General features: G+C 42.9%; 21 protein-coding genes and 1 tRNA gene. 6 read left to right on the top strand and 16 right to left on the bottom strand.

Features of this window, described 5'->3' with window-relative positions:
• Nucleotides 1-176: 176 nt before the first annotated feature.
• The 13 genes from flgL to OCU30_RS03290 form a co-directional block, all read right to left on the bottom strand.
• Entirely contained in the window at nucleotides 177-1382 is a 1206-nt protein-coding gene (flgL, locus tag OCU30_RS03350; RefSeq protein WP_077311460.1) for a flagellar hook-associated protein FlgL, read from the bottom strand.
• 13 nt (nucleotides 1383-1395) lie between these two features.
• Nucleotides 1396-3300, bottom strand: a complete 1905-nt coding sequence (gene flgK / locus OCU30_RS03345) for a flagellar hook-associated protein FlgK (protein WP_077311458.1) — start codon at nucleotides 3298-3300, stop codon at nucleotides 1396-1398.
• 150 nt (nucleotides 3301-3450) lie between these two features.
• Nucleotides 3451-4410 (bottom strand): flagellar assembly peptidoglycan hydrolase FlgJ, encoded by a 960-nt coding sequence (flgJ, locus tag OCU30_RS03340; protein ID WP_077311456.1) that lies wholly within the window; start codon nucleotides 4408-4410, stop codon nucleotides 3451-3453.
• A gap of 12 nt (nucleotides 4411-4422) precedes the next feature.
• The gene (locus tag OCU30_RS03335) at nucleotides 4423-5508 is read right to left on the bottom strand and encodes a flagellar basal body P-ring protein FlgI (protein WP_077311454.1); all 1086 of its coding nucleotides are present in this window, start codon (nucleotides 5506-5508) and stop codon (nucleotides 4423-4425) included.
• 83 nt (nucleotides 5509-5591) lie between these two features.
• The gene (gene flgH / locus OCU30_RS03330; protein WP_077311452.1) at nucleotides 5592-6392 is read right to left on the bottom strand and encodes a flagellar basal body L-ring protein FlgH; all 801 of its coding nucleotides are present in this window, start codon (nucleotides 6390-6392) and stop codon (nucleotides 5592-5594) included.
• 23 nt (nucleotides 6393-6415) lie between these two features.
• Complete coding sequence (gene flgG, locus OCU30_RS03325; RefSeq protein WP_077311450.1) at nucleotides 6416-7204, bottom strand: flagellar basal-body rod protein FlgG; 789 nt, start codon at nucleotides 7202-7204, stop codon at nucleotides 6416-6418.
• Between the two features lie 21 nt (nucleotides 7205-7225).
• Nucleotides 7226-7975, bottom strand: a complete 750-nt coding sequence (gene flgF / locus OCU30_RS03320; RefSeq protein ID WP_077311449.1) for a flagellar basal-body rod protein FlgF — start codon at nucleotides 7973-7975, stop codon at nucleotides 7226-7228.
• A 191-nt stretch (nucleotides 7976-8166) separates the two neighbouring features.
• Nucleotides 8167-9471: a flagellar hook protein FlgE gene (flgE, locus tag OCU30_RS03315; protein ID WP_077311447.1), complete on the bottom strand. Its 1305-nt coding sequence runs from the start codon at nucleotides 9469-9471 to the stop codon at nucleotides 8167-8169.
• Nucleotides 9472-9499: 28 nt separating this feature from the next.
• Nucleotides 9500-10210: a flagellar hook assembly protein FlgD gene (gene flgD, locus OCU30_RS03310; RefSeq protein WP_077311445.1), complete on the bottom strand. Its 711-nt coding sequence runs from the start codon at nucleotides 10208-10210 to the stop codon at nucleotides 9500-9502.
• A gap of 11 nt (nucleotides 10211-10221) precedes the next feature.
• The gene (gene flgC / locus OCU30_RS03305; protein ID WP_077311443.1) at nucleotides 10222-10635 is read right to left on the bottom strand and encodes a flagellar basal body rod protein FlgC; all 414 of its coding nucleotides are present in this window, start codon (nucleotides 10633-10635) and stop codon (nucleotides 10222-10224) included.
• A 4-nt stretch (nucleotides 10636-10639) separates the two neighbouring features.
• A complete protein-coding gene (gene flgB, locus OCU30_RS03300) occupies nucleotides 10640-11038 on the bottom strand; it encodes a flagellar basal body rod protein FlgB (protein WP_077311441.1) in 399 nt (132 codons plus the stop codon).
• A 271-nt stretch (nucleotides 11039-11309) separates the two neighbouring features.
• A complete protein-coding gene (locus tag OCU30_RS03295; protein ID WP_077311439.1) occupies nucleotides 11310-12140 on the bottom strand; it encodes a CheR family methyltransferase in 831 nt (276 codons plus the stop codon).
• 11 nt (nucleotides 12141-12151) lie between these two features.
• Nucleotides 12152-13078, bottom strand: a complete 927-nt coding sequence (locus tag OCU30_RS03290) for a chemotaxis protein CheV (protein ID WP_077311437.1) — start codon at nucleotides 13076-13078, stop codon at nucleotides 12152-12154.
• A 78-nt stretch (nucleotides 13079-13156) separates the two neighbouring features.
• On the opposite strand from OCU30_RS03290, the gene flgA reads away from it, so the two are divergent.
• The 3 genes from flgA to OCU30_RS03275 all read left to right on the top strand — a co-directional run bounded on the left by flgA (nucleotide 13157) and on the right by OCU30_RS03275 (nucleotide 14789).
• Nucleotides 13157-13900, top strand: coding sequence for a flagellar basal body P-ring formation chaperone FlgA (flgA, locus tag OCU30_RS03285; protein WP_077311435.1), 744 nt, complete (start codon nucleotides 13157-13159; stop codon nucleotides 13898-13900).
• A 109-nt stretch (nucleotides 13901-14009) separates the two neighbouring features.
• Nucleotides 14010-14333, top strand: coding sequence for a flagellar biosynthesis anti-sigma factor FlgM (flgM, locus tag OCU30_RS03280; protein ID WP_077311433.1), 324 nt, complete (start codon nucleotides 14010-14012; stop codon nucleotides 14331-14333).
• A 30-nt stretch (nucleotides 14334-14363) separates the two neighbouring features.
• On the top strand, nucleotides 14364-14789 hold the full coding sequence (locus OCU30_RS03275; protein ID WP_077311432.1) for a flagella synthesis protein FlgN: 426 nt from the start codon (nucleotides 14364-14366) through the stop codon (nucleotides 14787-14789).
• Between the two features lie 92 nt (nucleotides 14790-14881).
• Here OCU30_RS03275 and OCU30_RS03270 read toward each other — a convergent pair whose 3' ends face one another.
• Nucleotides 14882-15322 carry an LPP20 family lipoprotein gene (locus OCU30_RS03270; protein WP_095532873.1) on the bottom strand — a complete coding sequence of 147 codons (441 nt, stop codon included), beginning with the start codon at nucleotides 15320-15322 and terminating at the stop codon, nucleotides 14882-14884.
• Between the two features lie 11 nt (nucleotides 15323-15333).
• Nucleotides 15334-15969: a FlgO family outer membrane protein gene (locus OCU30_RS03265; RefSeq protein WP_077311430.1), complete on the bottom strand. Its 636-nt coding sequence runs from the start codon at nucleotides 15967-15969 to the stop codon at nucleotides 15334-15336.
• A gap of 166 nt (nucleotides 15970-16135) precedes the next feature.
• Here OCU30_RS03265 and OCU30_RS03260 point away from each other — a divergent pair, with 166 nt between their 5' ends.
• From OCU30_RS03260 to OCU30_RS03250, 3 genes are all read left to right on the top strand, one after another.
• Nucleotides 16136-17284, top strand: a complete 1149-nt coding sequence (locus OCU30_RS03260) for a flagella assembly protein FlgT (protein ID WP_077311428.1) — start codon at nucleotides 16136-16138, stop codon at nucleotides 17282-17284.
• 118 nt (nucleotides 17285-17402) lie between these two features.
• Nucleotides 17403-17478: transfer RNA gene (locus tag OCU30_RS03255), tRNA-Arg, on the top strand.
• A gap of 235 nt (nucleotides 17479-17713) precedes the next feature.
• Nucleotides 17714-18220 (top strand): Fe3+-citrate ABC transporter substrate-binding protein, encoded by a 507-nt coding sequence (locus OCU30_RS03250; RefSeq protein WP_077311427.1) that lies wholly within the window; start codon nucleotides 17714-17716, stop codon nucleotides 18218-18220.
• Between the two features lie 139 nt (nucleotides 18221-18359).
• On the opposite strand, the gene gltX is transcribed toward OCU30_RS03250, so the two are convergent.
• Nucleotides 18360-19793, bottom strand: coding sequence for a glutamate--tRNA ligase (gene gltX, locus OCU30_RS03245; protein WP_077311425.1), 1434 nt, complete (start codon nucleotides 19791-19793; stop codon nucleotides 18360-18362).
• Nucleotides 19794-19991: the final 198 nt, after the last annotated feature.

Raw genomic sequence — 19991 nt, 5'->3', positions numbered from 1 at the left:
ATCAATAAACATATAAGACACGCTTATATTGCTCGATCTTAGGCATTAGCACTAAGAATACATATACAGCGGTAATTGCTAATCATTGCCGCGTCTAATTTATACACTGCAATTTCTAGACCAAAAAACAACCAACCGACTTCTGCACTTATGGCATTGCTCATAAGGCATTGAAATTATATATAATTAAACAAAGTTAAATCTTTAGTCTTACCAAATGCTTTTTGCGATGCCTCTAATGCGCGCGAGTTTTCGTTAAACTCAATCACTGCATCGGAGTAATCAAGATCTTCAAATTCACTTTTCGACTTCGCTAAGCTAATTTTGAAATCTTGATGCTGATCTTCTTGTATATCTAGCGTGTTCAAGCGAGCACCAATATCGGTGCGAGCCTTAGTTAAATGTAAAAAACCTTCATGCAGCTCTTCTGACGCTCGCTGCAATTCGGCTGTCGATGACGCGTCCGAGACCGAGCCTTTCGAATATTTGATAGCATCTTGAAAACTATCAAACAAACTAAACGTTGAACGTGGCTCTAGTGTCACTTGATCACCGGCTTTAATTTGCCCCTTAAACTTGATGTTTAAAGTGTTATCGCCATCTTGGTAATTAATCCCTTCTTTAGGGTTAAATTCCCCGGTTTTTACGACACTGTCATTTTGCTCTAACTGATAGCCAAATTGCCCTCCCGGCAACCCGACAAAACTGACTTTATAAGTCGAGTCATCATCGCTTTGGCTATTTCTCGCCGTGTCTAACAATAATTCAGATCCTGATTGCAATTGATACTTAGGCTCAAAATCTCCGAACGGATTATCAATTTTCATAAACAGTTCATCACCAGGACTATTAAAAGGCATTTCTAACGAATTAGAGATACGCATTTTGCGCTGGTAACCATCGCCCGAATACGTCACATTGCCGTTGTTATCACGAAAAAACGGCTGTGTTTTCGGTTTTGTCCCTGCAAACACATAGTTACCAGACTCATCTTGTGAGTTGGCCAAATGCATCAAATTCTTTTCCATTTCCTGCAATTCGCGTGCATGCGCATCACGATCTTGTGGTGATAACGCACCATTAATCATTTCCATCACATTACGCGTAGCATCATCAGAGAACTCTTCAGCATTAGAGACTAAGACTTCTTGATGTGATAAGCGGTTACGTACAAGAGTAATCGCATCGATATACTGGTGTAACTGCTCTTCTTGTTGAGACACATTTTGAATGTAATGGGTGGCTAATGGGTTATCAGCAGGTGTTAGCAATTTTTTTCCGGAAGCTAATTGCTCTTGGTTATGATGTACTTTGGTCTCTTGACGACGTAAGTCGTTCTGAACGGCTTGGTAATTATGGAAGCTCGAAATACGATTAATCATAAACGTCCTCCTCTTATCTCAAACGCAAAATAGCGTCAAATGTTTCACTTGCCGCTTGCATAATACGCGAAGAGGCCATGTAGGCTTGTTGAAACTTCATCATATTAGCCGCTTCTTCATCTAGGTTTACTCCCGAGATAGAGGCCACACGTTCTTCGGCACCTTCTTTTTCTAAACGCGCTACATCGGTTAAACGAGAGGCGGTCGATAGCTTCATACCAAAGTCAGTGTTTAAGTTATGATAAACATCAATCAAGGTCGATTCATCGTTATTCATATTTTTCGCATTTTGAATGGTGAGCATTTTAAGTAAGTTGCCGTTATCCCCTTCCGAAGGGACAAGGTTTGCCGTGAACTTATCTTTCGGTAATGCACCTTTCGATAATTCAAAGGTTGTACCTTGAAAACTTACCGGCCCATCAGGAGGATAAGATTGACCATCAAGTAATACTTTACCGTCTTTATCTCGGAGCGAGAACGTATTGCCTTGGTCACCGATCACGACTTGAAATTCTTTCAGCGCTCCCGCTTTTTGAATATCGAACTGAGCAGAACCCTGTGCAAACGTTGTTGACGCTTCATAACTTTGCGCTGCCAATCTGTCTGGATCTTGTAATTGCACATGGATATCGGCAGCTCCACTGCGAGTGGGCCGAATTAACAAACGTTCACCATCAGCTGGAGCGTTATTTACTTGTATACGCATGCCATCCAACATTTTTAAATCACCATTGGGATCACGAACATAAAGCTCATCATCACTTTCTACCATGGTTTTTTGCTGGCCACTTGGTGTGGTCACGGTATAGTCACTGCCATCATAATGAAGTGCGTATTCACCCCCTTTTAGTTGGCTTACATCATCAATGTAAACCGCCATATCCGCTTGAGACTGACTATTGGCAATGACTCGTGATTTGGCGATACGGTCTGAATTAACATCGGTAAACAGGTCGTCACCAACACGACCGTTTAAATCCAAACCTTGGTGTTGTAATTTATTGACTTGATATGCAAATGAAGTAGATAAGCGCCCTATCTCATCCATCATACTGGGAATGTTCTTATCCCGCTGCTCAAATAATGCCCCTAATTTACCGCCAATATCACGATGAGTAATCGCTTTAACACCTTTACCTTCTACCATTGCTAAACGGCGTTGGTGTACATCGGGATAACCATCAATCATGGTTAACTGACTCGCTTCGGTACCCGAGACTAACGTATTACCATTACCGATATGAACATTAAATCCTTCACCATTTTTACGCTCTGTCACAGTAACTTTGGTGTATTCAGACAGCTCACGTACTAACTTCTCATGGCGATCCATCAAGTCATTATGCGGACCAGGTGAACGCATCATTAAGCGTTGTACATCACGAATTTCAACCGCTAATTGGTTAATACGCTTAACACCTAAATCTAAACCTTTGTTGGTTTCTTTAAATTGACGACGCACAGTGTCATCAAAATCATTGAGATTTTGCGCAATCGTACTGGCTTTTTCTAAAACCACTTTACGTGCACCAACATCATTAGGAGTGTCGGCTGACGTTTTTACGGCATCAAACCATTCATTGAGGTTTTCTGGGATTTTTTTCGATGAAACTGAAGACAACAATCCAGACAGTATATCTAAATTTTGTTCATGATCTTTATTGTGCGCATGGTGGGTTGTGGCAACATTCAACTCTTTTACGGCAAACTGATCCCAAGAGCGGCGAACATTGTCCACATGAACGCCCATACCATAGGTCTGACCGCCAAATTGACGCGGTGTATTCGTCCCTTGGATTACAGACTGTCGGCTGTAACCATCGGTATTAACATTGGAAATGTTATGACCGGTGGTATTGAGTTGTCTTTGAGCGGTAAGAACGCTTTGACTACCCAAATTCAGAAGATCAGACGCCATATTGCCCCCAAAAAACCATCTCTACGCCAATGAAATTGGCAACCTACCAGAGATAAAGCAATATACATGCCACAATGAAATTTTCGTGATAAGCCTAAGAAAAGAATAGAAAAAAGGCCAAATGAATATTTGGCCTGGAAGCATTAACGTTTATATGTCATTCATTGATTCTATTTGCGCTTTGACACGTAATACTTTGTCGGAATAATTAGGGTCCGTTGCATAGCCTGCTTTATGAATCCCACGAATGAAGTCATCATTGCCTTTATGGGTAAGTGCTTGGCTATAACGAGGGTTTGTTTCAAGAAACTGTACATAGTCGTTAAAGCTTTCTTTGTAACTTGGATACGCACGAAAGGCGGCTTTTTCCATCACGGGTACTGAATTCTCATATTCTAGGGTTTGTGTTGCCACACGCGGACCTTGCCAAGCTGAATTCGCCTTTATATTAAATAAGTTATAGCTACTATGCTGAGCATTTTTGACAACTTTTTGTCCCCATCCCGTTTCTAATGCTGCTTGTGCTAGTAATAACGATGAATCAACTCCGAGCGCCTTCGCCGCTTTATCTGCATAAGGTTTAAGAGATTTAACAAACTCATAAGGAGAGTCGAATGAGATAGCTTTAGCCTCTGATGTTTTAGAGGTTTGCGTCACCGAGTTAGGTCGCTGATCTTGTTGTCCCACTACAGGTAACCTTGGTTCAGCCTGCTGCGCGGCGGCTTGACGAGCACGCCGTACATTCTCTACCTCGTCTTGGAATGTTTTGCCTCCTTCGGCTTTAACTGCCTCACCGACCGAAAGTTGCTTAACAATCATATCGGCTAATCCCAGAGAACCTTTTTCACTGAGCTGACTAACCATCTGCTCATCTCGCATTTGTCGATACATATCTTCCGTATGGCTATCAAACAAACCCGATTTAAACGCTTTATTGGCATCGCGCATCGACTTAAGCATCATATTAGTAAAAATAGACTCAAATTGGCTCGCTGCTGATTTAAGTGCTTCTTCACCTGCACCCTTGTCACCATGTATGGCTTTTTTACGTAATGAGTCTAAACCGGAAATATCTTGGATAAAACCAATATCATTGGGGCTATCTGCCATGGTGAAGACTCCTTAAATAATGATCAACTGACCTTCGATTGCACCCGCTTGTTTCAATGCCTGTAAAATAGCCATTAAATCTGACGGGGCTGCGCCAACACTATTCACCGCTCTCACCAAGTCGTCTAACGTGACACCTGGTTCAAACTTGAACATTTTGCCTTGTTTCTCCGAGACCTCAATATCGGTATCCGGAGTTACGGCAGTATCACCGCCTCCCAATGCGTTGGGCTGAGTGACGTTGATATTCTCTTTTATAGCAACAGTCATGCCACCATGAGTCACAGCCGCCGGTTTTAACTTCACATGCTGACCAACAACAATGGTGCCAGTGCGTGAATTCACGATGATTTTGGCAGAACCATCTGCAGGGTTAAACGTTAAATTTTCAACCGTTGATAAAAAAGACACGCGCTGACTGACATCACGTGGAGCTCTTACTCGCACTGAGGTGGCATCCACTGGTGACGCCATTTGCGGCCCTAAGAATTTATTAATCGCATCGGCCATACGCTGAGCCGTTGTAAAATCGGAATCGAACAAGTTAAAGGTAATGTAATCACCACGAGCAAAGGGCGTCGGAATTTCACGCTCGACCATGGCTCCACCAGAAATAACTCCCACTGTGGGAGTGTTTCCTACCAATTTTGAACCATCCGCGCCATCGGCACTAAATCCGCTTACCACCAAGTTACCTTGTGATACCGCGTATACGTTACCATCTAAGCCTTTCATCATGGTTTGCATTAAAGTCCCACCACGCAGGCTTTTGGCCGAGCCGATAGAAGAAACTGTCACATCAACACGCTGACCCGATTTAGAAAATGGCGGCAGCTCAGCGGTCACCATCACGGCGGCAATATTTTTGGTATTTGGATTAGTGCCTTCCGGCAATTGAATGCCGAACTTCTTCAGCATGGTATTAAAGCTCTGATTAGAAAAGGGAGTAGACTCGCCAGTGCCCGGCAAACCGGTTACTAAGCCATATCCCACCAATTGGTTACTACGGACACCCGCTACTTGAGCAACATCCTTAATACGCGCAGAATGTGCACTGGCGGTGATGAGCATAAACATACAGAATATGAACGTTTTCATTAGGTAACCCTTAGTAAAAAAAATGAGGCCCGAAGACCTCATTTTTACTGGTAACTGTCAAATATTCGACGACGAGATCTGGTCTATAAAGAGACATTAAAAAATCGTGCCAAGAATCCAGGTTGCTGCATATCTTGGTTGGTTCCTGTACCTGAATACTGAATACGAGCATTAGCAATACGGGTCGATTCTACCGTATTGTCATTTTCAATATCGTCTGGACGAACCGTTCCGCTCACCCGTACATATTCATCACCGGTATTTAAGGTTAACCATTTCTCGCCGCGCACCACTAAATTACCATTAGATAACACATCAACGACTTGGACGGATATCGAGCCTGAAATACTGTTGCTTTGATTAGCCGCCGCGCTACCAGAAAATTTATTATCGTTTTTAAGTGCATAGGAAAAGTTATAATCACCAACAGCTAGCTCTTGTCCACCGACACTGAGAGGATCCATCGAGGCATCATTATTTTTCGATAAATCTGCGTCTGCACTTTTTGCCGCTTTCGTGTTTTCATTTAAATTAACAGTAATAATATCGCCTAGACCATGGGGTTTAGTGTCATCATATAAGCCGCCATGAGAGTTAGGGTTAAACAATGAACCCGTTTCTGCCGCATAATGCTGAGGTTGCTCTTTAGGCCGCACTGGCGCCCAAGCTGGATCATCGGCTTCAGGATCCTGACGTTGACGTAATGAATCCACTAACCCACCTAAACCAGAAGGCTCCTGCGCCTCAGGAGATTTATCTCCTTCTACGGCATCAACCACTTTAGGCGGTTGATCATCTCGGCCACCATTTTGCAAAAAGTCGTTAATGGCACTGCACCCAGATAGTAAAAACACAAGCATTGATACACTGGCTAGTCGTTTCATCACGTCATACTCTCATTATCAGATTATAATTGCTGATTTGCGTAGCTCATCATTTTATCGACGGCTGAAATCACTTTAGAGTTCATTTCATATACGCGCTGCGCTTCAATCATATTGACGAGCTCTTCGGTAACATTCACGTTGGAGCTTTCCAACATGTTTTGACGAATATTCCCTAAGCCATTTAAGCCAGGAACCCCTTCTTGTGGGTCACCACTCGCGCCTGTTGGTAAATACAGGTTTTGACCAATCGGCTCTAAGCCACCTGGGTTAATAAAGTCAGTCGTGGTGATCTGACCAAGAACCTGGTTGTTTTGCTGGCCACGGATTCGTGCCGAAACCTCACCATCATTGCCAACGGTAATAGAAATCGCGTTATCCGGAACCACGATTTGTGGTTGAAGTGGGTAACCGCTACCAGAGGTGACAATCGTACCTTGATCGTTCAACGTAAACTGACCATTACGGCTATAACCAATGTTACCGTCTGGCATTAAAATTTGAAAAAAGCCATCGCCTTCAACCATCATATCGAGCGCATTCGATGTGGTTTGTGCATTACCATTAGTATGCACTTTTTGTGTGGCAACCACTTTAGAACCGGCACCTAACATCAAACCACTTGGTAGTTCGGTATTTTGCGATGATTGCGCGCCTGGTTGATTAATATTTTGATAAAACAAATCTTCAAAGACCGCACGACTCTTTTTAAACCCGACGGTTGAGGCGTTGGCAAGGTTGTTGGAAATCGTCGCGATATTGGTCTGCTGCGCGTCTAAGCCTGTTTTACTGACCCACAATGCTGGTTGCATAATTAACTCCTGTGACTCTCATTAACTCATACGAAGCAGCGAATCAGACGATTTGTCGTTATCTTCTGCTGTACGCATCATTTTGACTTGCATCTCAAAACGACGCTGTAAATCAATTAAACTGGTCATTTCACCGACAGCATTTACATTACTGCCCTCTAATGCACCTGTTAATACTTTGACACCGGCATCCGCTTGAAACTCGGTATTGGGAGTTTTAGAGCGAAATAGACCATTGGTATCCTTAAACAAAGTGCGATCATCGGGACGCACGAGTTTGATTCTATCAACCGCTTCCATCGCGTCCGCTGGGGCACCCTGTGGCTGTACAGAAATGGTTCCATCTTTACCGATTTCTATTTTGCTTAACGGAACAGGTAACGTAATCGGCGCATTATTCTGCCCTAAAACCGGATGTCCATTGCCGTTAAGTAATAGCCCAGTATCGTCAATCTTGAAGTTACCATTACGCGTTAAGCCTTCTTTGCCGGTTTTATCCATCACAGAAATCCACCCCTGACCTTCAATCGTCACATCAAGATCTCGGCCCGTTGTCATCACACTACCTTGCTGGAAATTATTACCTGGACGTTCGTTCATACTGAACACACGACTTGGCAACCCTTCACCATAAGCTTGCATAGCACGAGCTTGTTGCAAATCCGCGCGAAAACCTGTGGTACTCACATTCGCAAGATTGTTTGCTCGTAGCTGCATGGCTTGCATGTTTTGTTTTGCCCCGCTCATCGCAAGGTAAAGTGCGTGGTCCATAATATGCTCCAGAAACGTCTATTACTTAGTATAAAGCAATTGGCGTGCCATCTTTAAAATCATTTTAAAATCATGGTGATAGATGATATTGAAGCGAATAAATGTCTAGAGAGAGGCAAAGAGAAGAAAACGAAGAGGCAATAGGTAACCACGCATGAGCTGGCGATTGCCGCCAGCTCATACAATAAATATTAACGAATTTGTAGGATGTTTTGTTGTAGCTTGTTATGCACTTCTAATGCACGAGAGTTGGCTTGGAAGTTACGTTGAGCTGAAATAAGATCCACCAGCTCTTGAGTCATATCAATGTTCGATTGCTCAAGTGTTCCGTTTTTCACCGAACCAAATGATGCTTGGCCAGATTCACCCCATACTTTATCTCCAGAGTCTTGAGTTGAATCCCATTGAGTACCACTTTTCTTATCCAAACCTTGCTCATTGGCGACTCGCACTAAGGCTACTCGGCCTAATGTGATATTTTCACCGTTTGAATAGGTTCCCTGAATATTGCCCGTTTCATCAAAGTCAATCTTGGTTAAGAACCCGGTTGTCGCCCCATCTTCATCAAATTTAGTTAATTCAAATGGAGAGGCAAATTGGGTTGCTGATCGTAAGTCGAAATTGATCTGTTGCGTAGGATCGGCACCATTCATATCGATTGGGTTATCGCCACTGCCCATTGCCTGAGAAATAACTGGCTGACCATTATTAATGCTCGCTAATGTCCCATCGTTATTAAACTTCATGGTATGGCCCGCTTGACCACTGCCAGCCACCGCATCACCATTTTGTATATTTAGCGGTTTTTCACCATTTTTATCGGTAACTGTGTAATACACTTGCCAAGTATTAGGCTGAGTTTGATCTTTCAGATAATAGCTTGTCATTTTGTATGATTGACCCATAGAGTCATACACCGTCGACGAGGTTGAACGGTTATAGGTGTCAGGGTCAGTGAAATCGAACTGTTGCGGATTTTTTAAATCCCCATTGGCAGGTACGTTCACTCCTACCTCAACATTCGCTGTTTGTTTTGGCTTACCAAATTCAGACGGAATATTTAAAGGCTGTGGTTCAAAAGAGGCAACATCACCGGTATCTGCATCCACTTGATACCCTAATAAGTATTCATCATTGGATGACACTACAAAGTTATCTTTATTGATGTGAAAGGCACCATTACGTGTCATTTCATTTTGTTGCGGTGTCAAACGGTTCTTCGCTACCGCAAAGAAACCTGTGCCAGAGATCCGTAAATCCATCGGATTATTCGTATAAATACTCGAACCTTCGTGGAACTGTTGCGCTACTTTCTGGGCTTGAACACCGCCACCTGGCGTGGTTTTAGAATTCGTAAACAACGAATTAGAGTAAACATCACCAAACTCAGCACGAGACTCTTTAAAGCCAAATGTGTTTGCGTTTGCAATATTATTACTCGTAGTATTCAAATCTAACTGTGCTGCGGACAGACCGCTAAGAGATGTATATGACATTTCAAATTCTCCTATCTAGCTAACGTAATTACGCTTTGCCAACTTCCAGTACTTCTGCAAGTCGAACTGGTGATTCATGACCAGCTAGATTGAGCAGTACGTTACCTTTATCTTTCCCAAGCAAAACGCTATTCACATTTGCATAGGTAGACACGCTAAACTCTTTGCTTTGTCCATCCACCATACCAGCAGCTTTCACTTTATATCTGCCGGCCGGCAATGGCTGACCGTTCTGATCTTTGCCATCCCATTCAACGCGAGAATCGCCACCCGGCTTTGCTCCTGCATCAAATGTTTTCACCAATTGACCATGTGCATCTTCAATACGAACCATCAGGTTATCGACATGTTGCGGCAAGTTAACCATTGCAGCCATGCCCTTCCCTTCTTGCTTCGTTCCTGCAGCACCTGGTACGAGTACATCGCGTCCTACCAATGATGAGGCTTGTAATGCTTTATTTGAGGTCATCGATGAGTTCAAACTTTCGAACTGCTTATTCATTTTACCGATGCCATCCACCGTGGCAAACGATGCCATTTGGGCAATCATTTTGTCATTGCCAACCGGCTTAAACGGGTCTTGCTGAGAAAGCTGCTTAGTGAGTAGCGATAAAAAGTCTTCCTGTTTCAGGTTCTTTTTACCCGTCTCTTCTGTCGGCTTTTTCTGTTCTTGCAAGCTTTTAAGCTGATCAACATAGGACAAACCGCTTTGACCAACGTTATTTACTCCACCAGCCATACGTTATCCCCTTATTGACCCATCTGCAGCGTACGCAGCAGCATTTGTTTACTCGCATCCGCGACCTGTACATTCGTTTGGTACGAGCGAGAAGCCGAAATCATATTGGCCATTTCTTCCATCACATTCACGTTAGGTTTATAAATAAAACCGTCTTCATTGGCCAATGGATGCTCTGGATTATATTCAGCACGTAGCGGCTTGTTACTTTCTACAATACCTAAAACCTTTACGGGAACATTCGGATCATCACGGTTCGCCTTATTAAGCTCAGCACCAAATATTGCATGTCGCGCTTTATACGTATCTTTAGCCGAGCTACTGACACTATCAGCATTAGCCAAGTTACTAGAGGTGGTATTGAGACGAACAGATTCTGCACTCATTGCTGAACCAGTCACATTAAATACATTAAATAAGCCCATCTTGTTACTCCCCTTTCAGTGCCTTGGTTAAACCTTTAAATTTTCCACCGAGAAAATCTAAAGAGGCTTGGTGACGTAGTTGGTTTTGCATAAATAAGTTACGTTCTAAGTTTACGTCAACCGTATTACCATCTCCGGTATCAGGTTGTGTCGGTGTGCGAAATAGCACATCACCTGAACCCATACTTGAAGAGGCAGGTATATGCCGACCGTCGGTGATATCTAATCCCATACTGGTACCAGATGTTGCCGCCTGCAATGCCTGTTGAAAGTCCATCCCTTTTGCTTTAAATCCTGGCGTGTCCGCTTGAGCAATATTAGTTGCAATCAACTCTGCATTGCGCTCACGAAGCCCCACTGTGTATTGGTGTACCCCAAGAGCTTTGTCAAAAGAAATAGCCATAGTTGCCTCTTTAAATGGAAATGACCACTGTTAACCGTTAGTAACCTTTGTTATAAATAATATTAGCAATTTGCGTACCAACTTTTCTTTTCTCTAACGTATATCGGTCATGAAAAAAGGTTGCAATTGGCAAGCCAAATTTGAAATGTCAGGGTTATTTATATAATAAATTTGTCTTTAATGATATGGACACTGAAAAGGGCGTCAGGTTTTATCCTAATAAAAAAGCCCAAGCACGATGGCTTAGGCTTTCATTGAATATTTTGATAATTTACGCTTTAAGCTTATAAATGATACCTGGGTTACAGCGCACCATTTCAAAACGGTCTGTCAATCCGGTTAACGACTCCGATGCCCCTAGTAAGAGGTAACCTCCGGGGTTCAAACTCCCCGCCATTTGATTGAGAACCTTTGATTTCATATCAGCCGAGAAATAGATCAAAACATTACGACAAAAAATAATGTCAAACTTACCTAATCCTGCATAGCTCTCCATCAGGTTTTGTGGCTTGAAAGTCACCAACCGCTTAACGTTATCTTTGATTTTCATACGACCATCACCCGCATCTTCAAAAAACGCGCGACGTCGCTCTGGGGACAAACCTCGACCAAGAGCTAAATTGTCATACACCCCTAAACGGCACATATCTAACATGCTTGATGAAATGTCCGTTGCGGTAATCGACACATTAGGCAGAGACCCGGGGCGCTTCTGCTGCATTTCTAAGATGGTCATTCCCATAGAGTAAGGTTCTTGACCGGACGAGCTTGCCGCAGACCAAATCTTAATCGGACGCTTATTGGCCGCCATTTCTGGCAATAGACGTTCAGAAAGAACTTGAAATGGATAAGTATCACGGAACCACAACGTTTCATTCGTCGTCATCGCATCGACAGCGGCAACACGTAACTCTCGGTTACGTCCCGTCACAACATCTCGCAACAGGCTGGATAATGAATCACATTTGAATTTCGTAATCAAAGGACTCAAACGGCTACGTACGAGATACTGTTTGCTATCTCCTAATACGATGCCACATTGAGATTCTAAGAACCGACAAAAATCACGATATTCTTGATCGCTTATTGTTATAGCAGTCATTCAATTCTCTTTTATTTTATAAGTGCCGTTTTCACTGCATTACCAAGTTCGTCTGGATTGAATTTAGCAATAAAGGAATTAGCCCCTACTCGTTCAACCATGGCTTGGTTAAACACCCCACTCAATGATGAGTGTAGAATCACATACAGATCTTTCAATTCACTGTTACGTCGAATCTCTGCAGTCAAGGTATAACCATCCATCTCTGGCATCTCAATATCCGAGATCACCAAAGAGATTTGATCATAAATACTGCCTTCTTTCGCCATTTCTTCTAGCTTTTCATAGGCATCTTTACCATCTTTAGTAAGGATACACTCGAAACCGATAGATTCAATAGCTCGCTGTACCTGTTTTCTTGCTACCGTAGAATCATCCGCAATTAAAATTCGGCGAACAATATCGGTATCTTGCTCTGCTTCAGCAAAAGATTGGCTGATCGATTCATCCATCGTTTCATTCACAGGCGCAATTTCTGCGAGAATTTTTTCAACATCGATAATTTCAACGAGCTCATTATCGATATTTGTCACCGCTGTCAAATAGTTCGAACGACCAGCGCCACTTGGTGGTGGCAAAATTGCTTCCCAGTGCATATTAATGATACGTTCTACCGAGCTGACCAAAAAGGCTTGGATAGTGCGGTTAAACTCAGCAATCACGACAAAGGCTTTTTCAATATCTGCGGTTGGGCGTCCCCCTGTAGCTAAACTCATATCGATTACCGAAACGGTTTGACCACGAATATGAGCGACACCACGAACAAGACGGTGTAAGTTTGGCATGGCAGTCAGCCTCGGGCACTGCAGGACCTCTTTAACCTTAAAGACGTTGATTCCATAGCGTTGTCGTCCGTTTAAACGGAACGTGAGTAATTCTAATCGGTTCTGGCCGACGAGTTGCGTACGCTGATTCACAGAATCGAGAATACCCGTCATAAGCTTATCTCCATCTCAAACTTTTCTTCTAAAAGTGATAGTCTACTAGTGGCTATTAAAGAAACTAGAGAATTAACCATGAAAACAAAAACTCGTTTTGCCTTGCATGCATCTCTTAAGTGTAGAACTTCCTATAGAACTTTTAATACCACTATCGGCTTTTTATTACTTTTCTTTAGTACAAATGTGCTGTCTGCAACAGTACAACAAATAAAATTAATTCAACATGCTGCAGAGCAACATATTTTACACACTATCCAAGCACCTGCTGGCGGCAAAATCAATGCCGTGGCGGCCGACATTGACCGTCGTGTGTATGCCACCCAATGCCCCAATCCTTTAGAAACATCATCTTCATCTCATAATGGCTCGGCAAGCCACATTACTGTGCTCGTAAAATGTCAGGCTGATAATTGGAAACTCTACGTGCCTGTCAAACTTACACTCACGATTCCGATGGTCACAGCCGCAACACAATTAGGCCGTGGACAAATTATTACGTCCCAAAATACTAGTATAAGTATGGAAGATATGCTGCGTTTTCGTCGGCAAGGATTTAGTAATCCCGATATGCTATTAGGTGCCAAACTAAAGCGGAGCTTGCAAGTGGGCGATGTTATTACACAAAATGATGTCTGCATTATTTGTCGTAACGATACCGTTATTATTCATGCAGGTAGCGGAGGCATGTCTATCACAACAAAAGGCACGGCATTGTCCGATGGCATTTTGGGAGAACAAATAAAAGTGAAAAATAACAAATCCAACCGCATTATTGATGCAAAAGTGAGCGGAGTGGGTAAAGTTTTGGTACAATTCTAATAGATCAATATTCATTCACTTTTATTTCTGGTAAAAATTACTAAAGAAAATATGTGTAGAGTCGATACCAGAAAAGACAACACAACTACTTTGATTAAAGGCTCCGCTTATGGCAGGCATTGATAATATACGCTCAGGGCAGTCGTTGACGACAACGAACCGTAGCTCTGCACGTTCAGAAAACAATGTTTCTTCACATCAAGCTGGCGAAACGAAACAGACACCACAGCAACGTAGTGATGCTGTGTCTTTAAGTTCGCAAAGTAAAGCGATGGAAGAAATGAAAAGCAGTATGGCAAATAGCCCGAGCTTCGATAGCGCAAAAGTTGCCGCAATTAAAGACGCCATTGCCAATGGCTCTTATGTGGTTGACCCAGAGAAACTCGCTGATAGCATGATAAAATTTGAAAATGAATTAGGTGGTCACGCTTAATCATTACAAACCAGATGGCGATATTAAGGTATGGCAGCACTTAAAGACTTAGTCGAATTCCAGTATCAAAATGCGCAAGCATTAACTGAGCTGTTAGAAAACGAAAAAATTGCGATCACGGCACGAGTATCTGCAGATATTGAAGCCTACGCTAAGCAGAAGATTACGCTTGTCTCGCAATTAAATAATACTGACCAACGTATTGCCACTCATCCTGATCTTGCGACGCTCGTCGAAGATGATGACTTAAGTAATATGGTGGCAGATATTCGGACTTTAGTCTCACGCTGCCAAGAAGCTAACGCTGTCAATGGCGAAGCTCTCACGCGTGCCCAAATGAGTTTTAATAAACTCAATAACCTTATGCAGCAGAGCTTAGGAAAAACAGGTATGACCTATACAGAAACCGGTAAAACGCGCGGTGTCTCAACGCTAGGTACGAATTTGAAAGCCTAATCGAGCAGCAGTATCAACAAAAAAGCGTCCTAAATAGGACGCTTTTTTTTGTTGATACTGAATGCCATGAAGAGAAATATGACGATGACAGCTTAAAATAAAGTTCTTTGGCGGCGATCTGGTACGCGTTGCACTTCACCAAACCCTCGTAGCTTGGACATGATTTCAATATTTAAACGCATTTCCGTCACATAACTGTCGTCAACTTTATAACTGCGAACGACTTCTGCACCACGAATAATACCATCAACCGAATTTTTCGTTTCCTCGGCGCCTAAACGTTGATCACGGACATTGGCACGTCCACTGACTCTCACACCATACACTTGCTCTGCCAGCTCTTTATAAGCATCCATTTTTGATGCTCGCATAGCTCGTACTTGTTTCTCATGCTCATCACGACCTTTTTGTTCGCTAATGGTCGCATACCCGACAGCATTAAGGTAAACAGGTTTATTTATAGCCCTGAGAGGTTGACAGCCCGCCAGTATAAAGACGGCGATTATCATTATTACTTTACTCACTAATTTCATGCCACCTCTCCTTAATGTCGCAAGATAATCGTATCACGACGAATAATATTCGGATTAGAGCGAATGAGCACACCATCTTTGGTTCTCATTGAATCCAACGTATCTAGATCTCGCCCTATACGATCGGCGGGTAAAAAGCCTTCTGCCGTCGCGACAACGATCCGAGATTGCAAACCAATAACCCGTGCATTGACCAATACGCCATCATTTTGACGAACCATAGTACCAGTCACTACATACTGAACTTGTTGCTCTTTCGAAAGTTCTTTCCAATCGCGACTTAACGCGAAGTCACCTTCTTGGGTGACTTGGATAGAGCCTGTGGTTTTAAAGTCGACCACTTTAAAACCACGCTGCTGGAATTGATTAATAAACCCTTCTGATACCGAGTTCCCTAACCAATTAGTCGCGTCTAAGTTTTGTAAATCCACAAACGATGTCACAGCAATCGGTGTTTGAGCGGTAACACTCGTATTCGATTCAATCAAATCTTCTGTCATACTTCCCACAAAATAACTCAAAGTATGTTGTGGGCTTGTCATTAACATGAAGCGGGAGCCACTATACTGCTCTTTACCGGTATAGATGGGTGAATATGCGCACGCGGTGAGAAATAACACCGGCACGAGAGTCAGCCACTTTTTCATTCTCTTCATCTCCAATCAAGGATTACGATATAGGCGTTCATTTTCAGTCAATCGTCAAAACTGGAACGCTCTTTGCTTTTCTATATGTCACAATACATTCAGAATAGCCATATCTCCATCAGCTATGATAACCAAAGCAAGATTTGTACCTAACTGGTAAATAATGATGAAAAAACGATTTTCTTTGTTCCTAAGCGTTGCCTGTGCAATGACCGTAACCCCTCCTGCCGCGGCCGCGTGGTATGAAGTGACCGGTACAGCCCCTGTGGTATCTTCAATTGAAGATGCACGCACTAACGCAATAAAAGATGCTTTATACCGAGCCGTCAACTTTGCCGGTGGGGATTTGGGTAATATCAGCAATATCGGTCAGTTAATCACTGACGATCGCGATCAGTATCAGTTTGCCAATAATGAAATACGTTATATGAGTGTAGATAAAATAGATGCACACCGCGGCAATATTCGCGTCAATATCCGTATCGATATATACCCTGAGGCAACCGCTTGCCATACCCAGCAATATAAAAAGACGGTGCTTTTTACCCATGTCAAAGTCGATTCTCCTCAACAAGCTGTCATGGGTAATATTTATGATGTAGGCCAAAGCTTCACTAAGGTTCTCAGCCGTCAAGTAGCCTTAGATTCTCGCAGTTTTGTCTCACTCGGAGAAACTAAATACGACGTCAATGAGAAAAGCCCTGAGCGCGTTAAAATGATCGCTGAGGATACCGGTGCGCAATATATTGTGACAGGCGATATCACAGACCTAAGCTCAACCTACCTCCAAAATGGACAATCGGATATGAGTATTAGTCGTGAGTTTGCCATGAACATGAAAGTCTTCGATGGCAAAACTGGCGCACGTGTTGTCGATAAAAATTACCGCGATGAAGCCGTGTGGCCCTTTGCTCGCACCAGCCAAGTGGATACGTCAACAGCGCGGTTCTGGGAATCAAGCTATGGACATATGCTACGTCAGGTCAGTCGTGATGTGATGTTGGATCTTGAAAATGAACTGGCCTGTAAAATCACTTTGCCTGAAGTCGTGGCTCGCTTTGGCAACACGATTACGCTTAATCTTGGACGTATTCACGGCGTGAAACAAGGTGATAAACTGCAGCTTTGGCACACGGGCTCGTTTATTGATCAACGCGGCCTGCCACGAACTAAAGTCACACGTAGTGATGTGTCACTCACGGTATCAAGAGTCTATGAACATGATGCAGAGGCAACGATCAACCAGCCAGATCTTGCCGCCAGTGTCCGCATTGGCGATGTCATGAATAAACCGCTTGATGATAGATATAGATAACGCCATCGATACAACGCGACGACTTTAGCGTGGCGTTGTATCATCAACGGCGAGATAAACTTTTCATCCTCATATTCAATCCCCATCAAAAATACTATATAATACACATTCTTAACGTGTCCCCTTAGTTCAGCTGGATAGAACAAGGACCTCCTAAGTCTTAGACGTGAGTTCGAATCTCGCAGGGGATACCATATTCTGCTTCTAATGAAGTTCTGCCAGGTGATGGCATCATTCCCCCTTATAGCTCTCTAAAATCTGAACCAAGTTCACAGAAGCCTTATCGAGCGACAAGTACTGACGTAATATCGCATATTCTTGACCAAAATCTGAAATAGCTAAGTTAAGGTCTGGTTTTGATCAGTCGATGATTCCGACATTTTGCTACTAATCATATTATTTGATTAATACAGACCGATAGATAAGAAAATGAAAAAAAGTAATTTGGAGACCAATACCGGTCATCGATTCATCTCGAAAGCAAAAACCGCATATAAAATTCATATTCATACTCCGGATGATAATGTATTACATCGCTCGGTTGGCTTTGTACGAATTGGTGAAAAACGTGGTTTACAAAAGGCAATAAGACTACGTAATGAACTCGGTTCAGAAATGTGGGGGAAGCATTGGCGAAGGATTTTAAAAGATCCCTATCTCATGACCCGCCTTCCTCATAGTTTAGAACCCAAAATCATTTACAAGCCTAGACCCACAATTGATAACCCTGATTGTCGTGATGCCTGTTACATTGCAGCGTGGCGACATTATGATGAACAAGGTAAATGCACGTTCAAAAGTGTCGTATGTTCGATTAATAAACATGGCAAGTTAGCCGCGTATAGCAAAACAAAGAAGGCCTTATTGGATGCCCATAAAGAATATTTAGATATTCTTGTCTACATGGGGCGTTTAAATAGCATCGATTTGAAATAAGGACATGATCCTTATGGTGGCTTTGCGTGTTAGCTACTCTCTAGTAGGTGCCCCAACTCATTCTGTGGATAAACAGCGTTAATAACGAAAAAGCCGCAACATCCGTTGCGGCTTTTTTATACATGATGGCGAAACGGTGTTACTGTGCGTTCGCTTCACGCTTAGCGATGTAATCCAATGCCAACTTGATACGTTGAATCATGCGCTCTTTACCAATCAGTTGCATGACAGCATCAACAGATGGTGATTGACCAGCACCTGTCGCAGCAACACGTAATGGCATACCGACTTTACCCATGCCGACTTCAAGCTCAGTACATACGGCTTCAATAACCTGATGCAAGTTTTCCGTCGTCCAATCGCTACTGCTTAACGCTTCAATCTTGCTAAGCGCCAACTCAAGCGGCGCTTTAGCAACACCACGGAGATGTTTTTTCGCTGCTTTTTCATCAAACTCAGAAAAATCTTCGTAAAAATAACGTGATTGTTGCGCTAACTCTACCAATGTATTGGTACGCTCACCCACCAAACGAACAACATCCGCCAACGCAGGCCCTGTTTCTTTATTAATACCTTGGTCGCTGAAATGCCATTCAAGATGTTTAGCAACATAGTCTGCATCCAATGTTTTGATGTAGTGGTTGTTCAACCACTGCAGTTTTTCCGTATTGAAAGCAGATGCCGATTTAGAAATATCATGCAAATCGAAGAACTTAACCATTTCTTCTGGCGTGAAAATCTCTTGATCACCATGCCCCCAACCTAAACGAACCAAATAGTTCATCAGAGCTTCTGGCAGGTAACCTTGATCGCGATATTGCATCACCGACACAGCACCATGGCGCTTTGACAGTTTGGCACCATCATCACCAAGGATCATGGCACAGTGTGCAAACGTCGGTACTGACGCGCCTAACGCTTCATAAATATTAATTTGACGCGGTGTATTGTTGATATGGTCTTCACCACGGATCACATGAGTAATCCCCATGTCCCAGTCATCAACCACCACACAGAAGTTGTAAGTTGGTGAGCCATCTGTACGACGAATGATTAAATCATCCAACTGGCTATTGCTTATCTCGATACGACCACGAATTTGGTCGTCAAAGATCACACTACCTTCTTTCGGGTTACGAAAACGCACAACACATGGGTCGCCGTCTTTCGCTGCATCATTCACCGCTTTAATTTTTGGGTGATTAGCATCGTAACGGGCCATTTCTTTGTTTGCTTCTTGCTCAGCGCGGATTTCATCCAACAGCTCTTTTGACGCATAACATTTGTAGGCTTTACCATCGGCTAATAATTGCTCTACCGCTTCGTTATATCGCTCATAACGGTGCGTTTGATAATAAGGTCCTTCATCCCAATCTAACCCCATCCAGGTCATGCCTTCGAGAATGGCATCTACCGCTTCTTGCGTTGAACGTTCGACATCAGTGTCTTCAATACGTAATACAAATTCACCACCTTGGTTTTTCGCATATAACCAAGAATACAATGCGGTACGAGCACCGCCAACGTGAAGATAGCCGGTTGGGCTAGGAGCAAAACGAGTTTTAACCGTCATTATGAATACCTTTCTATGGACCTTACGCCAAATCGACAGCGTAAGTGAAATTTAGTCATAGTCTACCATTGCGAGGATATTAACGACAATTATCGTTTACAGCATTGGCCTTGATTAGTTGACCAGTAATCGATGAACTTAATGACTCTCGGCTATTGACCTTAACGTAAGGGTAAGGTTTATGCTTAATTCTTATTG

The sequence above is a fragment of the Vibrio palustris genome, assembly GCF_024346995.1.
GTDB classification, from domain to species: Bacteria; Pseudomonadota; Gammaproteobacteria; order Enterobacterales; family Vibrionaceae; genus Vibrio; species Vibrio palustris.
Note: the sequence above shows the minus strand (reverse complement) of the source record. Positions and strands in the feature narration are given on the sequence as shown.